General features: G+C 51.9%; 16 protein-coding genes. 5 read left to right on the forward strand and 11 right to left on the reverse strand.

What is annotated here, in order from left to right; translation table 11 throughout:
- Positions 1-17 precede the first annotated feature (17 nt).
- Positions 18-965 carry a fatty acid biosynthesis protein FabY gene (gene fabY / locus J2125_RS11425; protein WP_017801610.1) on the forward strand — a complete coding sequence of 316 codons (948 nt, stop codon included), beginning with the start codon at positions 18-20 and terminating at the stop codon, positions 963-965.
- Positions 966-1,019: 54 nt separating this feature from the next.
- Here fabY and J2125_RS11430 read toward each other — a convergent pair whose 3' ends face one another.
- Positions 1,020-2,696: an AsmA family protein gene (locus tag J2125_RS11430; RefSeq protein WP_017801609.1), complete on the reverse strand. Its 1,677-nt coding sequence runs from the start codon at positions 2,694-2,696 to the stop codon at positions 1,020-1,022.
- A gap of 141 nt (positions 2,697-2,837) precedes the next feature.
- Positions 2,838-4,232: a nucleobase:cation symporter-2 family protein gene (locus tag J2125_RS11435; RefSeq protein WP_017801608.1), complete on the reverse strand. Its 1,395-nt coding sequence runs from the start codon at positions 4,230-4,232 to the stop codon at positions 2,838-2,840.
- Positions 4,233-4,414: 182 nt separating this feature from the next.
- On the opposite strand from J2125_RS11435, the gene J2125_RS11440 reads away from it, so the two are divergent.
- Positions 4,415-5,080, forward strand: a complete 666-nt coding sequence (locus J2125_RS11440; RefSeq protein ID WP_017801607.1) for an SDR family oxidoreductase — start codon at positions 4,415-4,417, stop codon at positions 5,078-5,080.
- Positions 5,081-5,086: 6 nt separating this feature from the next.
- On the opposite strand, the gene recG is transcribed toward J2125_RS11440, so the two are convergent.
- Genes recG through gmk form a run of 5 tightly spaced genes read right to left on the reverse strand, consistent with a single transcriptional unit; the run spans position 5,087 to position 10,956 of the window.
- The gene (gene recG, locus J2125_RS11445; protein ID WP_017801606.1) at positions 5,087-7,168 is read right to left on the reverse strand and encodes an ATP-dependent DNA helicase RecG; all 2,082 of its coding nucleotides are present in this window, start codon (positions 7,166-7,168) and stop codon (positions 5,087-5,089) included.
- Positions 7,165-7,860 (reverse strand): tRNA (guanosine(18)-2'-O)-methyltransferase TrmH, encoded by a 696-nt coding sequence (trmH, locus tag J2125_RS11450; RefSeq protein WP_017801605.1) that lies wholly within the window; start codon positions 7,858-7,860, stop codon positions 7,165-7,167. Before trmH ends, recG begins: the two co-directional genes overlap by 4 nt.
- 3 nt (positions 7,861-7,863) lie before the next feature.
- Positions 7,864-9,981, reverse strand: coding sequence for a bifunctional GTP diphosphokinase/guanosine-3',5'-bis pyrophosphate 3'-pyrophosphohydrolase (gene spoT, locus J2125_RS11455; RefSeq protein WP_017801604.1), 2,118 nt, complete (start codon positions 9,979-9,981; stop codon positions 7,864-7,866).
- Positions 9,982-10,002: 21 nt separating this feature from the next.
- The gene (gene rpoZ, locus J2125_RS11460) at positions 10,003-10,278 is read right to left on the reverse strand and encodes a DNA-directed RNA polymerase subunit omega (protein WP_017801603.1); all 276 of its coding nucleotides are present in this window, start codon (positions 10,276-10,278) and stop codon (positions 10,003-10,005) included.
- Between the two features lie 54 nt (positions 10,279-10,332).
- Positions 10,333-10,956 (reverse strand): guanylate kinase, encoded by a 624-nt coding sequence (gmk, locus tag J2125_RS11465; RefSeq protein ID WP_017801602.1) that lies wholly within the window; start codon positions 10,954-10,956, stop codon positions 10,333-10,335.
- A gap of 251 nt (positions 10,957-11,207) precedes the next feature.
- Between gmk and ligB the strand changes: the two genes are divergently transcribed.
- Complete coding sequence (gene ligB, locus J2125_RS11470; RefSeq protein ID WP_017801601.1) at positions 11,208-12,884, forward strand: NAD-dependent DNA ligase LigB; 1,677 nt, start codon at positions 11,208-11,210, stop codon at positions 12,882-12,884.
- A gap of 15 nt (positions 12,885-12,899) precedes the next feature.
- Here ligB and J2125_RS11475 read toward each other — a convergent pair whose 3' ends face one another.
- Complete coding sequence (locus tag J2125_RS11475) at positions 12,900-13,517, reverse strand: trimeric intracellular cation channel family protein (protein WP_017801600.1); 618 nt, start codon at positions 13,515-13,517, stop codon at positions 12,900-12,902.
- 493 nt (positions 13,518-14,010) lie between these two features.
- Here J2125_RS11475 and J2125_RS11480 point away from each other — a divergent pair, with 493 nt between their 5' ends.
- Positions 14,011-14,715 carry a helix-turn-helix transcriptional regulator gene (locus J2125_RS11480; protein WP_017801599.1) on the forward strand — a complete coding sequence of 235 codons (705 nt, stop codon included), beginning with the start codon at positions 14,011-14,013 and terminating at the stop codon, positions 14,713-14,715.
- Between the two features lie 62 nt (positions 14,716-14,777).
- On the opposite strand, the gene J2125_RS11485 is transcribed toward J2125_RS11480, so the two are convergent.
- From J2125_RS11485 to J2125_RS11495, 3 genes are all read right to left on the reverse strand, one after another.
- Positions 14,778-16,268 carry an MOP flippase family protein gene (locus J2125_RS11485; protein WP_017801598.1) on the reverse strand — a complete coding sequence of 497 codons (1,491 nt, stop codon included), beginning with the start codon at positions 16,266-16,268 and terminating at the stop codon, positions 14,778-14,780.
- A 126-nt stretch (positions 16,269-16,394) separates the two neighbouring features.
- Positions 16,395-16,670 carry a bacteriocin immunity protein gene (locus J2125_RS11490; RefSeq protein ID WP_017801597.1) on the reverse strand — a complete coding sequence of 92 codons (276 nt, stop codon included), beginning with the start codon at positions 16,668-16,670 and terminating at the stop codon, positions 16,395-16,397.
- Positions 16,671-17,165: 495 nt separating this feature from the next.
- Positions 17,166-17,561: a hypothetical protein gene (locus J2125_RS11495; protein ID WP_017801595.1), complete on the reverse strand. Its 396-nt coding sequence runs from the start codon at positions 17,559-17,561 to the stop codon at positions 17,166-17,168.
- 1,111 nt (positions 17,562-18,672) lie between these two features.
- On the opposite strand from J2125_RS11495, the gene J2125_RS11500 reads away from it, so the two are divergent.
- Complete coding sequence (locus J2125_RS11500) at positions 18,673-19,197, forward strand: hypothetical protein (RefSeq protein ID WP_017801594.1); 525 nt, start codon at positions 18,673-18,675, stop codon at positions 19,195-19,197.
- The last annotated feature ends 116 nt before the right edge of the window (positions 19,198-19,313 follow it).

Raw genomic sequence — 19,313 nt, forward strand, 5'->3', positions numbered from 1 at the left:
ACAGAGAGAATCACTTTATGTATCACCTTCGTGTACCTGAAACAGCAGAAGAGCTGGATATCTATTATCAGTTTCGTTGGGAGATGCTGCGCAAACCGCTGCACCAGCCACAGGGATCGGAACGCGATGCCTGGGATGCCATGGCGCATCATCAGATGGTGGTGGATGAACAGGGCAAGCCGGTGGCTATCGGGCGGTTGTATATTAATGCCGATAATGAAGCGGCAATCCGCTTTATGGCGGTCCACCCAGCGGTTCAGGGCAAAGGGCTGGGCACGCTGATGGCGATGACGCTGGAATCGGTGGCGCGTCAGGAAGGGGTGAAGCGTGTCGTCGCCAGCGCGCGTGAGGATGCCGTCGAGTTCTTTGCCAAGCTGGGTTACGTCAACCAGGGCGAAATCACCGCGCCGCAAACCACGCCGGTACGTCATTTCCTGATGATCAAACCGATCGTCACCCTGGATGATATTCTGCATCGTGCCGACTGGTGTGGTCAGCTGCAACAGGCGTGGTACGAACATATTCCGCTTAGTGAGAAAATGGGTGTACGTATTACCCAGTACACCGGGCAGAAATTTATCACCACCATGCCTGAGACGGGCAATCAGAATCCGCATCATACCTTATTCGCCGGCAGCCTGTTCTCGCTGGCGACCCTGACCGGCTGGGGACTGATCTGGCTGCTGCTGCGTGAACGTCAGCTGGGCGGCACTATTATTCTTGCCGATGCGCATATTCGTTACAGTCATGCGATTACCGGCAAACCTGGCGCAATTGCCAATCTGGGGTCGTTAAGTGGCGATCTGGATCGTCTGGCGCGCGGGCGGAAAGCGCGCGTACAGCTGGAAGTCGAGCTGTTCGGCAACGATCTGCTGGGCGCGGTATTTGAAGGGGTATTTATCGTATTGCCCGCCGATCCCGATGGGCCGCTGGAAGAGGGTGGTTCCGGCGCGATGATTACATAATCGCGGGCGGCGATACCACGGTTGTAGGGGCGGCGTTCTCGCCGCCCGTGCCCTTTAAGGACGCAATTCCCCATTGACCATATGTTGCTGCACATTCTGGTCATTAGTGTTCACTGATAGCGTACCGCTGGCGCTCTGACGTAGCGGTTTGTCAGCCGCCAGGCTGGCATCGAGCTTCAGCTGCATATTGCTGCTGCCCGACAACGGCACGGCAGGCCAGCCCCAGTTATGCAGCAGGTCAGTCGCCACCGCGCGTCCATTCAGCGTTAAAGAGAGTGTGCGTGCAGGCTGTTGCGATACCGTAGCCAGACTCTCCACCATCCCCTGACCGGCAAAAGCGCTCATCTCAGTGACTTTGATCTGATTGTCATCGGCGCTTAACGCCAGCGAAGGGTGACGCAGATCGGTACGGTTAAAGGTCGCTTCCGCCGCATTAAGGCTCAGGCTGCCAGACCAGATGCCCCACTGATGATTGCGCGCCATCAGCAGATTACTGCCGTTACCATCCAGTGACGTCAGCTGGAACGGGAATGTGGGATTGATATCAATCACCAGGTTGCGGTTGGCAGAGAAACGGGTGACCGCCACACTATCCAGCCACTGCGGCAGCTGCTGCATCCAGCGATCGCGCCAGTTAGCAGGCAGCGTGTACTCCAGACCGGCAATCACCAGCTCATCCAGCGTCAGACGCTTATCACTGCGCTGCCACTGGCCTTTGGTGCGGACCAGTCCGTTAACCCAGCGTGAACTAAACTGCGAAATATTGATGCCTTGCGGCGAAAAATCCATATTGGCGATCGGGTCGTTAAGCTCCAGCTGACCGTTAATAAAGCTACTGGCGTTCATCGACAGCGAACCGCCGTTGCTTTCCCAGTCGCCATTATGCAAGGTCAAATCTTTCAGCGACAGATCGAGGTCGGTAACCGCCCAGTCCGGTCCCTGTAAACGCGCATCGGTAATGTCGACGCGGTCGAGCTGTACCGACGGCAGACTCAGAATCGGTTGTAAGAAGTCACTGAGCGACTGGCTGGATTGCAGGCGAATATCATTCAGGCGCAGATTCGCGATGCGCCAGTTGCCCCGGGCATCGCGCTCGGCGTTGCCGGTCATTGAGCCACGCGCGAGATCAGCGCCCACATTGCTGAACACCAGGCGCTGATTATCAATACGCCCTTGCAACAGCACATTGTCGCCCGGTACGCCATTGATGGTCATTGAGCCTGCGCTCAGCTGGAAGCTGGCATTGTTGCCCAGCACATTGCCCACACCCGGTTGCCATGGCATGACGCCGCCATGCACGCGCCGGGCGCTGATCGGCAGCACGCTGTGCGGACTTTCGACAACCATATCCGTCAGTTGCAGACGTCGCGCCTGTAATGGCCAGGCCACGCTGCTGTCGGAAACATTCAGGGTGCCTTCGCTCAGCTCTACGCTGTCAAAGTGCAGCGGGTTACTGAATTGCGTCAGAGCAAAGCCCAGATCAACACGTTTAGCCACCAGCACCGCAGGCTGCCCGTCGTGGCCAAAGGTGACATCATTGAGTATCAGGTGTGAAGGCCAGGAAAAATCGTGATCAACTTTGGCCACCGACAAATGATAATCCGTACGATCGCTGATCCAGCGGCTGGTCCAGTCAGCCCCCCAGCGTGTTTGCAGCAAAACATAAATCACGACCAGTACTGACAGCAGCAGTAGCAGCAGTGTCAGAAAAAATTTTCCGATAAATTTCATCGCATCCTTCCCTATGAATTTCCGGTGTCCGGTTGTTATGCCTGAATTAGCCATTTAGCTCAACAGCCTGGATGTAAAGTCAGACAAACTCGCTGAAAAATCAGTGGGAATTGCGGGCGAGGTCAGCCTCGCCCGGGCAGATTACTTATCCTGCTCTTGCGGGAAAACCAGGTTCAGCACGATAGCGGTGATACCCCCTGCGGCGATGCCGGAAGAGAGCAGGGTTTTCAGCCAGTCAGGGGCAAATTGCAGAATCAGTGGCTGCTGTGAAACGCCAAGGCCGACCGCCAGTGACAGGGCGATAATCATAATCGCGCGGCGATTTAGCGGCTCGCGTGACACGATACGCACGCCGGAAGCGGCAATGGTGCCGAACATTACGATGGTGGCGCCGCCAAGCACTGGCTCCGGGATATGCTGCACAAAGCCGCTGACCGCCGGGAACAGGCCAAGCACGATCAGCATCAGGGCCACCACAAAACCGACATAACGGCTGGCGACGCCGGTCAGCTGGATCACGCCGTTGTTCTGGCCAAAGCAGGAGTTAGGGAAAGTATTAAACAGCGCCGAGACGAAAGAGTTCAGGCCGTTAGCCAGCACGCCGCCCTTCAGACGCTTCATATACAGCGGTCCACTGACCGGCTGCTCGGAGACATCGGAGGTGGCGGTGATATCACCGATAGTTTCCAGTGAGGTCACCATAAACACCAGCATCAGCGGAATAATCAGATTCCAGTCGAAGCCCAGACCGTAATAGAACGGCGTCGGAATGGCGATCAGCGAATCACTGGTTGCCGGGCCGCTCTGTGGCAGCATATCCAGCGCCCACGCCAGCAGATAACCCACCGCCATGGCGATCACCAGCGAGGCCACGCGCAGATAAGCGTTACGCTGACGATTCAGCAGAATAATCACCGCCAGCACCACGCCAGCCAGCAGCAGATTTTTCGGCGCGCCAAAGCTGTGATCGTTCATCGCGGCGAAGCCACCGCCAATCGAGGTCAGGCCAACCTGAATCAGCGACAGGCCAATAATCATCACCACAATACCGGAAACCAGTGGAGTGATAATGCGACGCGCCAGATGCAGCACTCGCGACAGCACCATTTCGGTACAGGAGGCCACCATCAGGGTACCAAACAGCGCAGCCATCATGGTGGGCACATCGGCGCCGCCGTTTTTCAGTACCAGACCGCCCATAATTAGCGGCGTGACAAAGTTAAAGCTGGTGCCCTGAATCGACAGCAGGCCGGAACCGACCGGTCCCCACGTCTTAATCTGCAAAATCGAGGCGACGCCTGAAGCGAACAGCGACATGCTGATAATATGCTGCGTATCCTGTGCCGGTAAGCCCAGCGCCTGACAGATCAGCAGCGCTGGCGTAATCACCGCCACAAACATCGCCAGCAGATGCTGACAGGCGGCAAACAGGGTTTGTGGCAGCGGTGGACGGTCTTCAAGACGATAAATAAGCTCGCTTGCAGCAACAGGAGTGGGGCGGCGATTTGCTGCGGCAGCATCGATTTCGGCGGACATTTTAACGGTTCCCAGGCGGCAAAGTGGCGATTTTAATCTTCTGCCTGGCAAAAGCAATCGTTTGCCAGCCTGATCATCATAAAGTCCTGCTTAACCACCGCATCACAGGCTTATCCACGCGGTCAGATAACCACTACGCTTAAGGCTATTCCGTAATTCAGCGGAGAAAAGATGAGGTACAGATGAGTCAGGTTTTTATTATTGGTTCCACTGGCGGCGTTGGCCGCCGTCTGAGAAAACAGTTAACCGCATCGGGCCACCAGGTTACCGGCCTGCATCGTAAGCCCGGGCAGGCCGAAGAGTTACAGCAGGATGGCGTAACGCCGGTGCAGCTTGATCTGCTGACCACCAGTAATGAAAGTCTGGCGGCCGCGATGCACGGTTGTGATGTAGTGGTGTTTTCCGCCGGTGCGGCTGGCGCGGGCGTTGAGTTAACCGATGGCATTGATGGCCGTGGCGCGCAAATCGCCGCCGAAGCCGCGCGTATCGCGGGTGTTAAGCGTTTTTTACTGGTTTCTGCTTTTCCGGATGCCGGGCGTGGCAAACAGCTATCGCCCACTTTCGAACACTATATGCAGGTGAAACGTCAGGCCGATGTGATGCTGGCGGCGACCGATCTGGACTGGGTGATTCTGCGCCCCGGCACCCTGACTAACCATGAGGGGAGCGGCAGAGTGCATAGCGGACTGGCGATCGCTTATGGTGAGATCCCGCGTGATGATGTGGCGGCAGTGCTTCACAGCCTGGTTGAGCAACCGGCTGTGAAGCGGGTGATTATCGAACTGACCCGCGGTGAACAGCCGGTCAGCGCCGCTGTGCAGCAGATGGCGGCATATAGCGGACGCTAAGCCGCATCAGGCGTTGGTATAACGTTCGGTTTCCGGCAGCCAGCGTTCAATCAGCGCCTGTGCCTGTTCGGGATAGTGCTGGTGGATATGGCGCGCCACGCGCTGTACTTCCGGGATCATCGCCTGATCGCGCAGCAGGTCAGCGACTTTAAATTCGGCATTACCGGTCTGGCGTGTACCGAGCATTTCACCGGGGCCGCGAATTTCCAGGTCGCACTGGGCAATCACAAAGCCGTCATTGCTGTCGCGCAGCACTTGCAGACGCTTCTGGGCGGTTTTGCTGAGCGGCGCTTTATACAGCAGCACACAGTGGGAGGCGACGGCGCCACGTCCGACGCGGCCGCGTAACTGATGCAGCTGCGCCAGCCCCAGACGCTCCGGGTTCTCAATAATCATCAGGCTGGCGTTGGGCACATCTACGCCCACTTCAATCACCGTTGTGGCCACCAGCAGCTGAATATCACCCTGTTTAAAGGATTGCATCACCTGCTGTTTTTCCTGCGGCTTCATGCGACCATGAACCATGCCGACATTCAGATCCGGCAGCGCAATTTTCAGCTCTTCCCAGCTGGCTTCTGCCGCCTGAGCTTCCAGTAGCTCTGACTCTTCAATCAGCGTGCAGACCCAGTAAGCCTGGCGTCCTTCATCGCTGCAGGCGCTTTTCACCCGGGCAATAATATCTGCGCGCCGGGTATCCGGGATCGCCACTGTCGTCACCGGGGTGCGCCCCGGCGGCAGTTCATCAATCGTCGAGGTATCGAGATCGGCATAGGCGGTCATCGCCAGGGTGCGCGGAATCGGGGTGGCGGTCATAATCAGCTGATGCGGATGGAAACCCTGCTCCTCGCCTTTCTCCCACAGCGCCAGACGCTGGTGGACGCCGAAACGGTGCTGCTCATCGATAATCACCAGCGCCAGGCCGTTAAATTGTACCTGCTCCTGGAAAATTGCATGGGTGCCGACAATCATCGATACCTGACCGCTGGCAATCGCGTCCTGCTGTGCCTGACGCGCTTTGCCTTTCTGTTTACCTGCCAGCCAGCCGACTTCAATGCCCAGCGGCGCAAACCACTGGCGGAAGTTACTGGCGTGCTGCTCGGCCAGCAGTTCGGTGGGCGCCATTAACGCCACCTGCTTACCGTAAGCAATTACATTCAGCGCCGTCAGCGCGGCAACCAGCGTTTTACCGGAACCGACATCACCCTGCACCAGACGCATCATTGGATAGTCGTGCGCTAAATCGCGTTCAATCTCCGCCACCACCCGTTCCTGCGCCCCGGTGGGTTTAAACGGCAGGGCGGCCAGCAGTTTATCGCTCAGCTCATGGCGTGCGGTCATCGGCAGGGCGTGGTAACGCTGCGCGCCGGCGCGAACCGCCAGCATACTGAGGTTGTGCGCCAGCAGCTCTTCCATAATCAGGCGGCGCTGCGCGGGATGTTTCCCGCTTTCCAGATCGACCAGCGCCATATCCGGCGGCGGACGATGCAGAGTGCGCAACGCCTGTGGCAGGCTAATCATGCCCTGACTGAGATCCGGCGGCAGCAGTTCGGCAATCGCGCAGGTTTCCAGCAGCGTCAGCGCCTGCTCTGTAAGATTACGCAACGTCGCCTGGCGAATGCCTTCAGTGGTCGAATAGACCGGCGTCAGCGTCTCCTGTAGCTCGGTAACGCTGTTTTCGCCCTGGACGCGATACTCAGGATGAATAATTTCAGCGCCGCGCTGGCCGCGTTTGATCTCACCATAGGCGGTCACGCGTTTACCGGCGGCGAGGCTGTTTTTCATCCCGGCATTGAAATTGAAGAAGCGCATGGTCAGGATACCGCTGCCATCACTGATCTGACAGGTCAGCATGCGGCGGCGACCAAAGCTGATATCACTCTGCAATACTTCGCCCTCTACCGTGGCATAAATCCCCGGCAGCAGATCGTTAATCGCATAGAGTTGGGTGCGGTCTTCATAGCGCATCGGCAGATGGAGCAGCAAATCCTGCACGGTATGCAAACCGAGCTTTGCCAGTTTGCCCGCCTGGCTGGCGCCAACGCCGGAAAGCGTACTGAGGGGTACGGCATCCAGCAGGCGGCCTTTCATTTTTTCACCGAAGACTGCATGGTTGCCCACCAGCTGTCGTCAGCGACCACCTCACCATCATCATTGATCAGCGGATAAGGTAAGCCTTTATGTTTGGCGACGCGGGCCAGCACCGGGTAACCGCCTTCAAACAGCAGGCGCTGCTGTTCAGCGTAATCAAGAGTGCTGCTGCTGCGGTTATACATGCCGGCATTCTGCCGCTGGCGCTGCGCTTCATAGAGGATTAACGCCGAAGCGACCGAAACGTTCAGCGACTGCACCATGCCGATCATCGGGATAATAATATCCTGATCGGCCAGATCCAGCGCTTGTTGAGTAATGCCGGTTTTCTCTTGTCCCATCAAAATGCAGGTGGGGCGCGTATAATCGATTTCGCGAAAATCCACCGCGCTATCAGAGAGATGGGTTGCCAGAATTTGCATGCCCTGCGCTTTCAGCTGGCCGACGGCTTCACCGATGGTGGCATGGGTTTTCACCTGCACCCAACTGTTGCTGCCGGCGGCAGAGGAGACCATGGTACGCATACGGTGGCCAGGCCAGACCGCATGAACTTCATGCACGCCAACGGCGTCTGCGGTGCGAATGACGGCAGAGACGTTATGGGGCTTATGGACTTGTTCCATGCAGACGGTCAGATCATGCTGACGCGCCGCAAGCATCTCGCGAATACGAGCAAAGCGTTGAGCATTCATGCGTTAGTTACGGTTACGGTGAACTTTAATCACATCCGGCATAACGCGGATTTTGCGCATGATATTTGCCAGATGAACGCGGTCGCGTGCGGTCAGGCGAATAAACGCGCTGTACACACGGCCATCTTTCTCTTCAGTATTCAGGCTCTGAATATTGGAACCGGCAGTATTGATCGCGGCGGTCAGGTTGGCCAGTGCGCCCTGGTGGTTAAACATATCCACTTTGATTTCGGCGACAAACTCCTGCTCGGTCTCAGTATCCCACTCTACCGCCATAAATTTCTCCGGCTCTTTCTGGTAGCCACGGATATTACGGCAGGATTCGTGGTGCACCACCAGTCCTTTACCTGGGCTGACATGGGCGATAATCGGGTCACCTGGGATCGGCCGGCAACATTTGGCAAAGGTAATCAGAACGCCATCGGCGCCTTTAATCGGCAGCTTACTGCGTGAGCTACCGCTGACTGGCTGCACTGGTGCAGCTGGTTCGTTCTGCTGCAGATTTTTTGCCACCACCACGCTCATCGCGTTGCCAAGGCCGATTTCCGCCAGCAGATCGTCCAGCGTCGCGAGCTTCATGCGCTCAAGCTCCTGCTGCAGATTGTCCGGCGGGATCTCTGCCAGTTTACGGCTGCCGCCCAGCGCGTGATTAAGCAGGCGACGGCCAAGGCTGACCGAGTCATCGCGCTTCAGGTTTTTCAGCAACTGACGAATTTTCGCCCGCGCTTTCGAGCTGACTACAAAGTTAAGCCATGCAGCGTTCGGGCGCGCGCCCGGCGCGGTGATAATCTCCACCGTCTGGCCGCTGGTCAGCGGCTGCGACAGGGGATAAGGCTGGCGATCAACGCGTGCGCCAACACAGGCGTGACCGATATCGGTATGCACGGCATAGGCAAAGTCGACTGGTGTGGCGCCTGCGGGAAGTTCGACGATGCGGCCTTCCGGGGTGAAAACGTAAATCTCATCCGGGAACAGATCGGATTTTACACTCTCAATAAATTCAAATGAGCTACCGGCGCTCTGTTGCAGCTCCAGCAGGCTCTGCAACCAACGCTGGGCGCGGATCTGCGCGGTAGTGCTACTTTCGCCCTGCTCTTTATAAGCCCAATGTGCGGCAACACCCATCTCTGCCATCTGGTCCATATCTTCAGTACGAATCTGCACTTCAACCGGCACGCCATGCGGTCCGATCATCGAAGTATGCAGCGACTGATAGCCGTTGGCCTTTGGAATGGCAATATAGTCTTTAACCCGGCCAGGACGTGGCTTATACAGGCTATGCATCTGACCCAGCACGCGATAACAGGTATCGACATCGCTGACGATCACGCGGAAAGCGTAGATATCCATGATCGAGTGAAAGCGCTGTTCTTTCAGGTGCATTTTGCAGTAGATGGAATAGAGGTGCTTTTCGCGACCACTGACGCGGCAAGGGATACCGGCTTCCTGCAGGCGACCGTCGATTTCCGAGAGGATCTTTTGAATCATCTCTTTACGGTTACCGCGCGCCGCCTTCACGACTTCTTTGATTACGCGGTAGCGATTAGGGTAGAGCGCTTCAAAACCGAGCTCTTCAAGCTCAGTTTTCAGATGATGAATACCCAGACGATGAGCCAGAGGACTGTAGATTTCCAGCGTTTCCAGCGCAATACGGCGACGTTTGTCCGGGCGTAATGAGCCCAGCGTGCGCATATTGTGGGTACGGTCCGCCAGCTTGATCAGAATGACGCGGATATCCTGCACCATCGCCATGATCATTTTGCGGAAGTTCTCGGCTTGCGCCTCTTTCTTGTCGCGGAATTTCAGCTTATCCAGTTTGGATACGCCCTCAACCAGTTCGGCAACGCTTTTGCCAAACAGCTGCTCCATATCCTGATAGGTGGCGGGCGTGTCTTCAATAACGTCATGCAGAAGCGCGGCCATAAGCGTCTCATGGTCGAGCTTCATTTCAGCGAGAATGCAGGCGACAGCTACCGGATGGGTGATATAAGGCTCACCGCTGGAGCGTGTCTGTCCCTCGTGAGCATCACGTGCGACAAGATAAGCTTGCTTGAGGCGCTTAATCTGGTCCTCAGGCAAGTATTTTTCAATCAGCTGATTGAGGCTTTCAAACAGATACAAGGCGAGCCTTCCGGCAGCTAATTAACGACGACCTTCAGCGATAGCGGTGACTGCCTGTAATTCAGCGGCTTCCTGCTCTTGCTGTTCCTGGCGATCACGCACATCCAGAATCTGGTTAGTGATCAGGCCTTCTTCGATTTCACGAAGAGCGATTACGGTAGATTTATCGTTTTCTTCCGGAACCAGTGCATCTTTGCCGCCAACCTGCATCTGACGTGCGCGACGTGCAGCGACCAGAACCAGGTCAAAGCGGTTGCCAATTTTCTCTACTGCGTCCTGTACGGTTACGCGTGCCATAAGTGTGATACTCCACGGGTGACGAAATGACTCGGCATCATACTGAAAGTGTCTTCAGTCTGCCAATAGTTTGCTGATTAAAGCATCATGTCGGGCTTTTTGACGGCCCATGCGCAGGCGCTCTGCGCGAATAATGTGTTTCAGATCGGACACCGCCAGATCAAAATCATCATTCACAATTAAATAGTCGTACTCGGCGTAGTGGCTCATTTCTGCGACGGCTTGCGCCATGCGCTTTGCGATCACCTCTTCGCTGTCCTGCCCACGACCGCGCAAACGGCGATCGAGTTCATCTTTCGACGGCGGCAGCACAAAAATGCTGCGAGCCTGCGGCATTCTCTGACGAATCTGCTGGGCGCCTTGCCAGTCGATATCGAGAAAAACATCCACACCGGTCGAGAGCACCTGCTCAATGGCCTTGCGGGATGTGCCGTAATAATTGCCAAAAACTTCAGCATGCTCAAGGAAAGCATCTTCCTGAATCATCGTTTCAAACTCGGGTTTGGAAACGAAAAAGTAGTGCTCACCGTGATTCTCGCCGGGACGGACGTTACGCGTGGTATGCGAAATGGACACCTGCGTATCGTACAGCGGCTGAGTCTTCAACAGTGCCTGAATCAGACTGGATTTACCCGCGCCACTTGGGGCGGAAATAATAAAAAGCGTGCCTTGAGCCATGATTATTCTTGAAGTGTCTTAAAGTGCGGAGTCTGTTTCCTGCACAGTATACACAGCTTCCGCCCGCCATGCAGCGTTTGCGCCTTTCCGCTGCGCTTTTTCTTTATTTACCTGACAGATTACGCAGATTTTTTCGCCATTTTCATCATTACAGTAAAACTTCTGGTACTGCTTTCCATATTTTCAGCCTGTTGCTGGCGTTTACTGCCGGGCCGACGTTAACTGTCTGCGGGGATAAAAGGAGAGCGAACATGACAGGGATGCGCTGGCTGGCGATAGTGGCATGGCTGTTTTGTGGCAGCGGGCAGGCGATCTGTCCGGTCTGGACGCCGGCAACCGCCCGGGAAGAGATTGCGCACTTACAAAAGCAGCTTAATCAGTGGGATCAGGCCTATTACCAGCAGGGGGAAAGCCCGGTTGATGATGCGCTGTATGACAGTCTGCATCAGCGATTACAGCAGTGGCAACGCTGCTTCCAGCCCGCCCTCGCGCTGCGGGAGCCGCAAACGGGCGAGGGCGATCGCTGGCACCCTGTTGCCCATACTGGGGTTAAAAAGCTGGCCGACAGGCAGTCGCTGGCAAACTGGATGCAGGGTAAAGCACCACTGTGGCTGCAACCTAAAGTCGATGGCGTGGCGGTAACGCTGGTCTATCAGCATGGGCAACTGACAGCGGCGATCAGCCGTGGCAGTGGTTTGCAGGGCGAGTCATGGCTGGAAAAAGTGCGTCATATTAAGGCGGTACCGCAGCAGATTGCCACTGAGAGCGAGCGGGTGGTGTTGCAGGGCGAGATCTATTTGCCGATGACCGGTCATCAGCAGGCGACAATGGGGGGCGCAAATGCTCGCGCGCAGGTTGCCGGGGCGCTGATGCGCCAGCAGCCATCGCCATTACTGGAAAGTCTGGGGGTTTTTATCTGGGCGTGGCCTGACGGCCCGGCTTCGATGGCACAGCGCTTAAGTCAATTAACGGCTTTTGGTTTTGGCGCAGAATCACACTGGACGCAGCCAGTTAACACGGCGGATGAGGTGGCGCACTGGCGTGAACGCTGGTTCCGCCAGCCGCTGCCTTTTGTGACCGACGGCGTGGTAGTGCAGCGTGAACAGCGCTCAGCAGGTAAACACTGGCTCCCCGGGCAGAGTGATGAGGTGGCGGCATGGAAATATACGCCACCAGTCATTACCACCGAAGTCTTGTCAGTCGATTTTCCGATCGGGCGTACCGGTAAAATTGCGGTGGTGCTGAATCTGTTACCGGTGCAGCTGGACGATAAAATTGTCCGACGGGTCAGCATGGGGTCGCTACGGCGCTGGCAGGAAGCGAATGTTGTGCCGGGCGATCAGATAGCCATCAGTCTGGCCGGGCAAGGGATACCACGCTTTGAGCAGGTTGTCTGGCGGGTAAAACAGCGTCAGATACCGGTGGCGCCCGTGGCAGACGATTACCACATTCTCAGTTGTCTGCACCCTACGCCGGAATGTCGTGAGCAGTTTCTGGCGCGGCTAAGCTGGCTGAGCCAGAAAGAGGTGCTGAATATACCGGGTATCCAGCGTCGTAGCTGGCAGCGTCTGATGCAGATGGAGGCGTTCAGCCATCTGTTTGCCTGGCTGAGTTTTAGCCCGCAGCAGTTGCAGTCGGTGCCGGGTATCACTGAAGCCAGAGCGCAGCAGATCTGGCTTCACTTTCAGCAAAGTCGACAGCAGCCTTTTAAGCGCTGGGTAAAGGCTCTGGGTGTGCCGGTGCCGACGGCGGCGCTCAATGCTTTAGCGGATAACAGCTGGCAACAGTTAATAGCGCGGGATGAGCAAAGCTGGCAAGCGCTGCCAGGTATTGGCGAAGCGCTGGCGCTGCGTATCACTCATTTTCTGCGCGATGAAGATGTCAGGCGGCTGATTGCCTTTTTACAGCATGAACTTGATATGCCCTGAGTCGCGCAACTGCGCTTAATGCTCAGGATGCGGATAATTGAAAATTGGCAGACCCAGTTTAAACCGCAATGCCAGTAAGCGGGCAGCGAAGCCAGTCAGCAAGGTAATGGAGATAATCAATTCATGGGACAACGGGGTTTTCAACAGCAGGATATAAATCCAGCTGGAAGCGAAGGCAATCCCGGCATAAAGCTCTTTCTGAAATACCAGTGGAATACGGTTGCAGAACATATCGCGCAGCACGCCGCCAAACACGCCGGTAATCACTGCACTGATGGCGGCAATAATTGACGCATGGCCCATATCGAGTGCGACTTTGGTGCCGATAATCGAGAAAACCACCAGCCCCAGCGCATCCAGCACCAGAAAGACTTTCCGCAAGTGGGTCATAAGTGGCGCCACCAGGGTCGTCACGACTGCAGCGGCGGCGACAATCATGATGTATTCGGGGTGTTTAACCCAGCCAAGTGGGTAGTGGCCCAGTAGCATATCGCGCACCGAACCGCCGCCGATGGCGGTAACCGAAGCGATAATAATAACGCCAAACATATCCATCTTACGGCGACCTGCCGCAAGCGCGCCTGTCATCGCTTCTGCGGTAATACCAATGATATAGAGAACGGTAAGTAACATGGCCAACTCCTGAAAAATCGCCGGCAAGACTAAACGTTTTAGGCAGTTCAGACGACTGAGATTTTCTAAGGCTAATCAATTCAGATTATATAAATTAATGGTGTTCGGGTAGATATATCATATTTAACAATATGTTATATATTAATTGCACTGATCTGGTTATTATTTTTTTAGCGGAGTGATTAATCTCTGGCCTTTACTATCGCGCTATGGCGGGAAGAAGGGATACAAGCTGAAGCAGAGTAATACGTAATCGACTAATTCGCTACCGGTGACGACGAAAATTTATAAAAAAATGCCAGACCATTTAGATACGGTTGAAAAGTGTCGCGTTAATTATATAGCACAAAATTGCAGTATTTATCATCTGATGATGAGGCAGATAATTATCTAATTATTAATTTATTTTCAATAATAATACCCGCTATGAGCTGCCAGTGAAGTGGCTCTTTTTTAAGTTTAATCAGGACGATACACGGATGTTAACCGTAAAATGAAAAATCAAAAGTATGACATCATCTTCTTTTCCTCTGATGTGCTGGCGGCGACGGGCCTCTGCCAGCTTTTGCAGCGTTTACCGATAAGCTTAACAGCGCTTGAGGTGGGCACGATGCATGATATTGCTTTTTATTGTAAAAAACATCGCCCCAAACTGGTGGTCTACATATTTCATGAAAATATGGCGTTAACCGGCATTATTCACAGCATTTACACCCATCAGCAACACTATCCGAATATCCGCCAGCTGATTATCACCAATAAACTGATATCGGTATTTAGTGCATTAAGAGAGTATTTAACTGGCACTAACGTGACCTCTCTGAAGACGCCATTGTCAGAACTGTTGTGGATTATTACTGCGGAATTGATGGGGGTACGCAGCCAGTTGCCTAAAGATAGCGGTGCAGATGTGATGCTGCCTGAAAGGCAGTTAAAAGTATTACTTATGCTTTCATGGTCATACAGTGCCGAGCAGGTCGCCCATCGTATGGGGATAACCGCCAAGACCGTGTATGCGCATAAACTGAATGCGCTGGCGCGTCTGCAAATTCACACCAGGCAGGATATCGTCGATCTCTATACCGTGATTGATGAGTTAAGAATGATCGTTACGATGCTTCGTCTTAAACGCAAAGATAAAGATACGTCAGAGAACGACGATAAACCGGATATATCTGCACTTCTCTGGAAAGTGTAAAAAGCGTGTCGTGTGCCCGACACGCTAAAAACACAGAGAGGAGTCCTCAGCCGACCAATCGGCTACACCGCCTGCTTACCCTTATTAAGATCGGGATTTATTTTAAGTTTCCGGAACAACATAGCCCGGGTTTCAACAATCACCGGCTCTTTGCTGACTAGTACCATGACAATATAGACCGCAGCGCCACTGACCACTTGTAATGCCAGCACCGCATTAACGGAAACCACCTGATCAAAGGCAAAACCTGACAAGTAGCTAATGGCATAGGTTGGCAATGAGAGTTTAAACGGCATCCACAAACTGTACAGATACGCTTTACCGCTTTTTCCCAGGATTGGCCGGATAAGGAAGAAGTAGTTAAGCGCAAAGTAGAGAATCTGTATGGCGAGGAAGGCCAATGCCGCGCCGATAACGCCACCAGACACGACTCCCAGCCAGATAGCAGGAACGGTAATCACCAGACGCAGAGCGTTTAGTTTCGAGCTTACGTTCACCAGCGCTGTCGCCATCACTAAGGCGCCAATCGGGTTGCTGATGGCGCGCAGCAAACCTACCACACATAAAATCTGCATAACGGGTGCAATAAACAGCCACTTCTCGCCAAACATGAACAATACAAAATTGTCGGCAACTGACATTAAACCCAGCAGTGCGGCGAAATTAAGCAGGCCTACTATCGACAGCATTTTGTAGAAATTGTGGCGCAGTCGTGGCTGATCATCCTGAATCCTGGCGAATGCCGGAAACAGCACCCGGGTGATAATAGGGTTAATTTTCGCTGGCGGCATGACTGCAATATTAAACGCCAGGTTGTAACCACCGGTAATTACGGCGCCCAGCACACGAGATAAAATCATGGTGGGGATATTCATACTTAGCTGGTTGAACAGGTTGTCTGCGGTTAAAAACCCGCCGTAACGCAGATTGGACTTCACCCCATCAAGCTGGAATACCGCTTTGGGCTGATAAATTTCGCGACCAAACCAGCAAAACATCAGCATGCGGACGGAAACGGCAGCCAGAAAGCCCCAGATAGCGCAGATCGCAACCGGCTTAAACCAGGCGCAGGCCAGGGTGACAACAAAACCAACCAGTGCCCCGGTGATTTCGGCGATGCTGATTTGGGTAAATTCGAGTTCTTTTTGCAGTAAGGCCCGAAATTGCTGCCCTTGCGGCATAATGATAAAGGCGACTGACAGCGTCTCTATAATGATTTCCAGGTCTGGCTGGTGCAGAAGCTGACTAAAAAAATGGCTACCAAAGAATAAAATAGCAAAAACACCGACGCCAATAACCACATTGATCCAGTACAGTGTTGACAGTTCGGTCTCGGAAATATTTTTGCGCTGAATAATGGAGTTGGATAAGCCAAAATCAGAAAAGGTATCAACCAGAATTAATATAACCATTGCAATGGTCAGCAAGCCAAACTCTTTTGGCTCAAGTAATCTTGCCAGTAAGGTTAGTTGCAAAAGTCCAATGCCAATAGTGGTTATTGATGATAGCGCCGACCATTTTGCACCATTAAATGTTTTTTCTTTTAAATTCATATATTGCTCCTAATGGCGGATGCCATAGTGCAGGAGTGTGATTGCCACTCTTTTGCTGTGTGGTGAAATTTATTATTATATCATGGTCAGAATAATTCCCTGGTGTTGAGAATTAAAAAATAACCATCAGGATGCAATAGAAATGCTATCTATTCTGAAACCCGGGAGTCCATGATTTACCCGCCAAAGCTTGATGATATCCACCATGCTTTTCGGCCCGTTGATATTAAATTCTTCCGGATAGCATATAAGGTCGGTACCAGCAGGATGTCCCGAAACTAATACGAACTGCATAGCTGCATTGAGTAGTTCATCGGTTGTCGGAAATTGTGCAAGGAGAATTTTTTCGGCTAGCTCAATAAATTCTTCCTCAGAAAACTGCTGCAAGGATGTTTTTTCCATTTTGATGTTTCCTGGAATTTATATTTTTGGGGAATTGCTGTGTGCAAATGAGTTATACCCCCTTTCAAATAAATAAACACCATAAGAAAAGTCTGATATTTTTATTGTCAGGGCCAATCATTGAAAGGTTTTAATGGGTGGTTATTTATTATTAATTCAGCTGCACAGAACTGCTTACCAGACGATTTGACTGGCAACGCTGCCCGCCGCTGAGTGCTTTTATCAATGCATTGTTTTTACGAGATAAGATGCAATTTTTATCGGTTTTTATTAAGAGAAATGCCATTATTTATGCTTAAGGGAAGCTTTATAAATAGCGTGATTTTTATGTAATCAAATAGATTACTGATAATCACTGAAAGAGAAAAAATATTGCATTAAATCTGCAGGCGGTGAGCATAACTCAAATTAAAAATGGCCTTGGTGGAATAACAAGACCAGTAAAAGGGGGGCGCGGCAAACAGCAGGGAACGCCAGCTGAGGGGGATGACGTTCTCAGGATGTCATAAGCGTATGCAGTGTCTGCAAATCGCGGGTCACCCATTCAATGTCATGGGCAAATTTCTCATCTGACATTAATGGCTGGCGAAAGAGGGTGATCAGCACCTCTGCACCTTCCTGATTGGCGATCACCCGCATTGGCACATATACCTCTTTACCAAAACCAGTGTCGATATAGTGATCCATGACCCCCAACTCGTTGTGTTCAGTAAAGCGGATTTTTATTGTGCCGTCCGGCCCTTTCGCTTTCCAGTGGTTACCTTCAGCGACCAGCGGCGCATGACTGAGACCGGATGCCCATTTGGCAAAGAACTCGGGTTTCCAGATTGTTTCATAGAGATCCAGCCAGTTACGCGGGATGGTCTGGCTGATAGTTTGTGATGGCAGCATGTTACCTCCTGAAAAACACTGATAAGCGATTTAAGCATTGAAGCGCAGATAAGGAAACGGCAAGGGCTGATTTAGCCGTTTGCTGCCACAAAATAAAAAAATTAAAAAGTTGCTAAAGTTCTGCGTCATCGAGCCGATAACCCGATCCAGCAACCGTTAACGGCTGATTTTGTCATCTGCAAGCATCACCTGAACAGGTGAACGAATCTGCTGATAAGCACTGTTTAGCATAGTTATGCACTGAACTTCAGACAAAGCCTCATTGCACTGCATGGCTCATTTGATCGATCATTTAATGGTGTGCACTCTCTTTACATTAATCTGTCTATAACAGTCTTGTTGTCTGAAAACTGTGTCATCTGCCCTGGTAATATTTTGTGGTTACCATTGCCGGGCGTTAATTTATGCTGGTTTTCTTGCATTAAATGGCACGTTGTATAAATGAAAGATGGTGTTTTTTTGCGCTTTTACCCCCGTATTGTTAAATCCTGTGTAAGTATTGGAATAATAAATTCATAAAGACTATACATAAAAAATCTAATGATTTAGTTGCTGCGGATAAAAGTAATAATTATTTATATCATGATAAATATAGTGTTTTTTTACAGCGTCACTATGCCCCTCTCTTTATCATAAAGAATTGTTAATATAAGAAATAAGGTTATTCCTATTTACACTGTTTTTTACATTAACCCCTATCGCTGGGGCTTGATAAATATTAGCGTGTTAAATATATTTTCAGTCGCGAATCGTTCCAGGGTAAACCAAAATGCAACCATCAATCTTGTTGTCATTAGTCATAGTGATGTTTTTGCTGGTTCTTTACTGCCTTTTTAAGCACTTAAGAACTACAGCAGAAAGAAAGGTCGTGTTTAAAAGAAAAAATAAAGAGATGCGGGGTTAGCAGATGACGGTCAGTGACTTAGATTTTCATATTAAAAAAAATATAATGGTGATATAGCTCTGTATGCAAGAATTCAGGGGGTCACTGTCCTGTATGTTATAAAAATGATAGAAAGCGGTGCGATTGTCATTAATGAGAAAGTTTATCTCCCGGTCAGACATGTGAATAATTAGGGAAAATAAAAATCAATTCGTGCGGAGCCTGGGAATGTATAACATCTACTCTAATGACAATTTATTGAAGTTATCGATTACTTCTATTTTTTCATCATTAACTTATAATCACAAGAAGCTCCGTGTAAAAAACAGTATATACTTCACCGATCAATATTATGATTCGCTGGAAAATGTTGTCAGTAAGTCGCTGGAAGATAAAGATGGCATTATTGTGATTTTCACCCATCAGTCTCACAAACCCATCAATATTGGTAGCAGAATCATTCTGATTAGCCTGAACACGGCGCTGAGTGTTATCTGTCAGTTTTTAGCCTCCCTGGTTAAAAGAACACTGTTTTCCTTGCAAGAGGTCACGCTGTCTAAAACAGAAATGTTGTTCCTGTTTCTGTATTACAAAAACTGGAGCGTGGCAATGATGTCGCGCTTTCTTGAGATTCATGAGAAAACAGTCACCAATACCAAGCATTTTTTAAAAAAGAAGTACGGTATTAAAGACGACATTATGTTTGTCACATTATCGAAAAGTTACTCTTTTTATCTGAATAGCTTTGGTTAACAGAGCGTTCTCTTTCTGTGTCAATGCCCGCTTAATGCGGGTTTTGTCGTTCTGAACCGCACAATCTTATGTGACGAACATCACTTTTTCCTGATCCCGATCCGGTACCTCAAAGT

This window comes from Winslowiella toletana, from assembly GCF_017875465.1.
Classification (GTDB): Bacteria; Pseudomonadota; Gammaproteobacteria; order Enterobacterales; family Enterobacteriaceae; genus Erwinia; species Erwinia toletana.

Excerpts from the sequence above, each read along its gene's own strand:
- J2125_RS11430 (WP_017801609.1), bottom strand. The coding sequence starts at position 2,696 with ATGAAATTTATCGGAAAATTTTTTCTGACACTGCTGCTACTGCTGCTG.
- J2125_RS11435 (WP_017801608.1), bottom strand. The coding sequence starts at position 4,232 with ATGTCCGCCGAAATCGATGCTGCCGCAGCAAATCGCCGCCCCACTCCT.
- fabY (WP_017801610.1), top strand. The coding sequence starts at position 18 with ATGTATCACCTTCGTGTACCTGAAACAGCAGAAGAGCTGGATATCTAT.
- J2125_RS11495 (WP_017801595.1), bottom strand. The coding sequence starts at position 17,561 with ATGCTGCCATCACAAACTATCAGCCAGACCATCCCGCGTAACTGGCTG.
- J2125_RS11475 (WP_017801600.1), bottom strand. The coding sequence starts at position 13,517 with ATGTTACTTACCGTTCTCTATATCATTGGTATTACCGCAGAAGCGATG.
- J2125_RS11490 (WP_017801597.1), bottom strand. The coding sequence starts at position 16,670 with ATGGAAAAAACATCCTTGCAGCAGTTTTCTGAGGAAGAATTTATTGAG.
- J2125_RS11480 (WP_017801599.1), top strand. The coding sequence starts at position 14,011 with ATGAAAAATCAAAAGTATGACATCATCTTCTTTTCCTCTGATGTGCTG.
- J2125_RS11440 (WP_017801607.1), top strand. The coding sequence starts at position 4,415 with ATGAGTCAGGTTTTTATTATTGGTTCCACTGGCGGCGTTGGCCGCCGT.
- ligB (WP_017801601.1), top strand. The coding sequence starts at position 11,208 with ATGACAGGGATGCGCTGGCTGGCGATAGTGGCATGGCTGTTTTGTGGC.
- gmk (WP_017801602.1), bottom strand. The coding sequence starts at position 10,956 with ATGGCTCAAGGCACGCTTTTTATTATTTCCGCCCCAAGTGGCGCGGGT.
- J2125_RS11500 (WP_017801594.1), top strand. The coding sequence starts at position 18,673 with ATGTATAACATCTACTCTAATGACAATTTATTGAAGTTATCGATTACT.
- recG (WP_017801606.1), bottom strand. The coding sequence starts at position 7,168 with ATGAAAGGCCGCCTGCTGGATGCCGTACCCCTCAGTACGCTTTCCGGC.
- rpoZ (WP_017801603.1), bottom strand. The coding sequence starts at position 10,278 with ATGGCACGCGTAACCGTACAGGACGCAGTAGAGAAAATTGGCAACCGC.
- trmH (WP_017801605.1), bottom strand. The coding sequence starts at position 7,860 with ATGAATGCTCAACGCTTTGCTCGTATTCGCGAGATGCTTGCGGCGCGT.
- J2125_RS11485 (WP_017801598.1), bottom strand. The coding sequence starts at position 16,268 with ATGAATTTAAAAGAAAAAACATTTAATGGTGCAAAATGGTCGGCGCTA.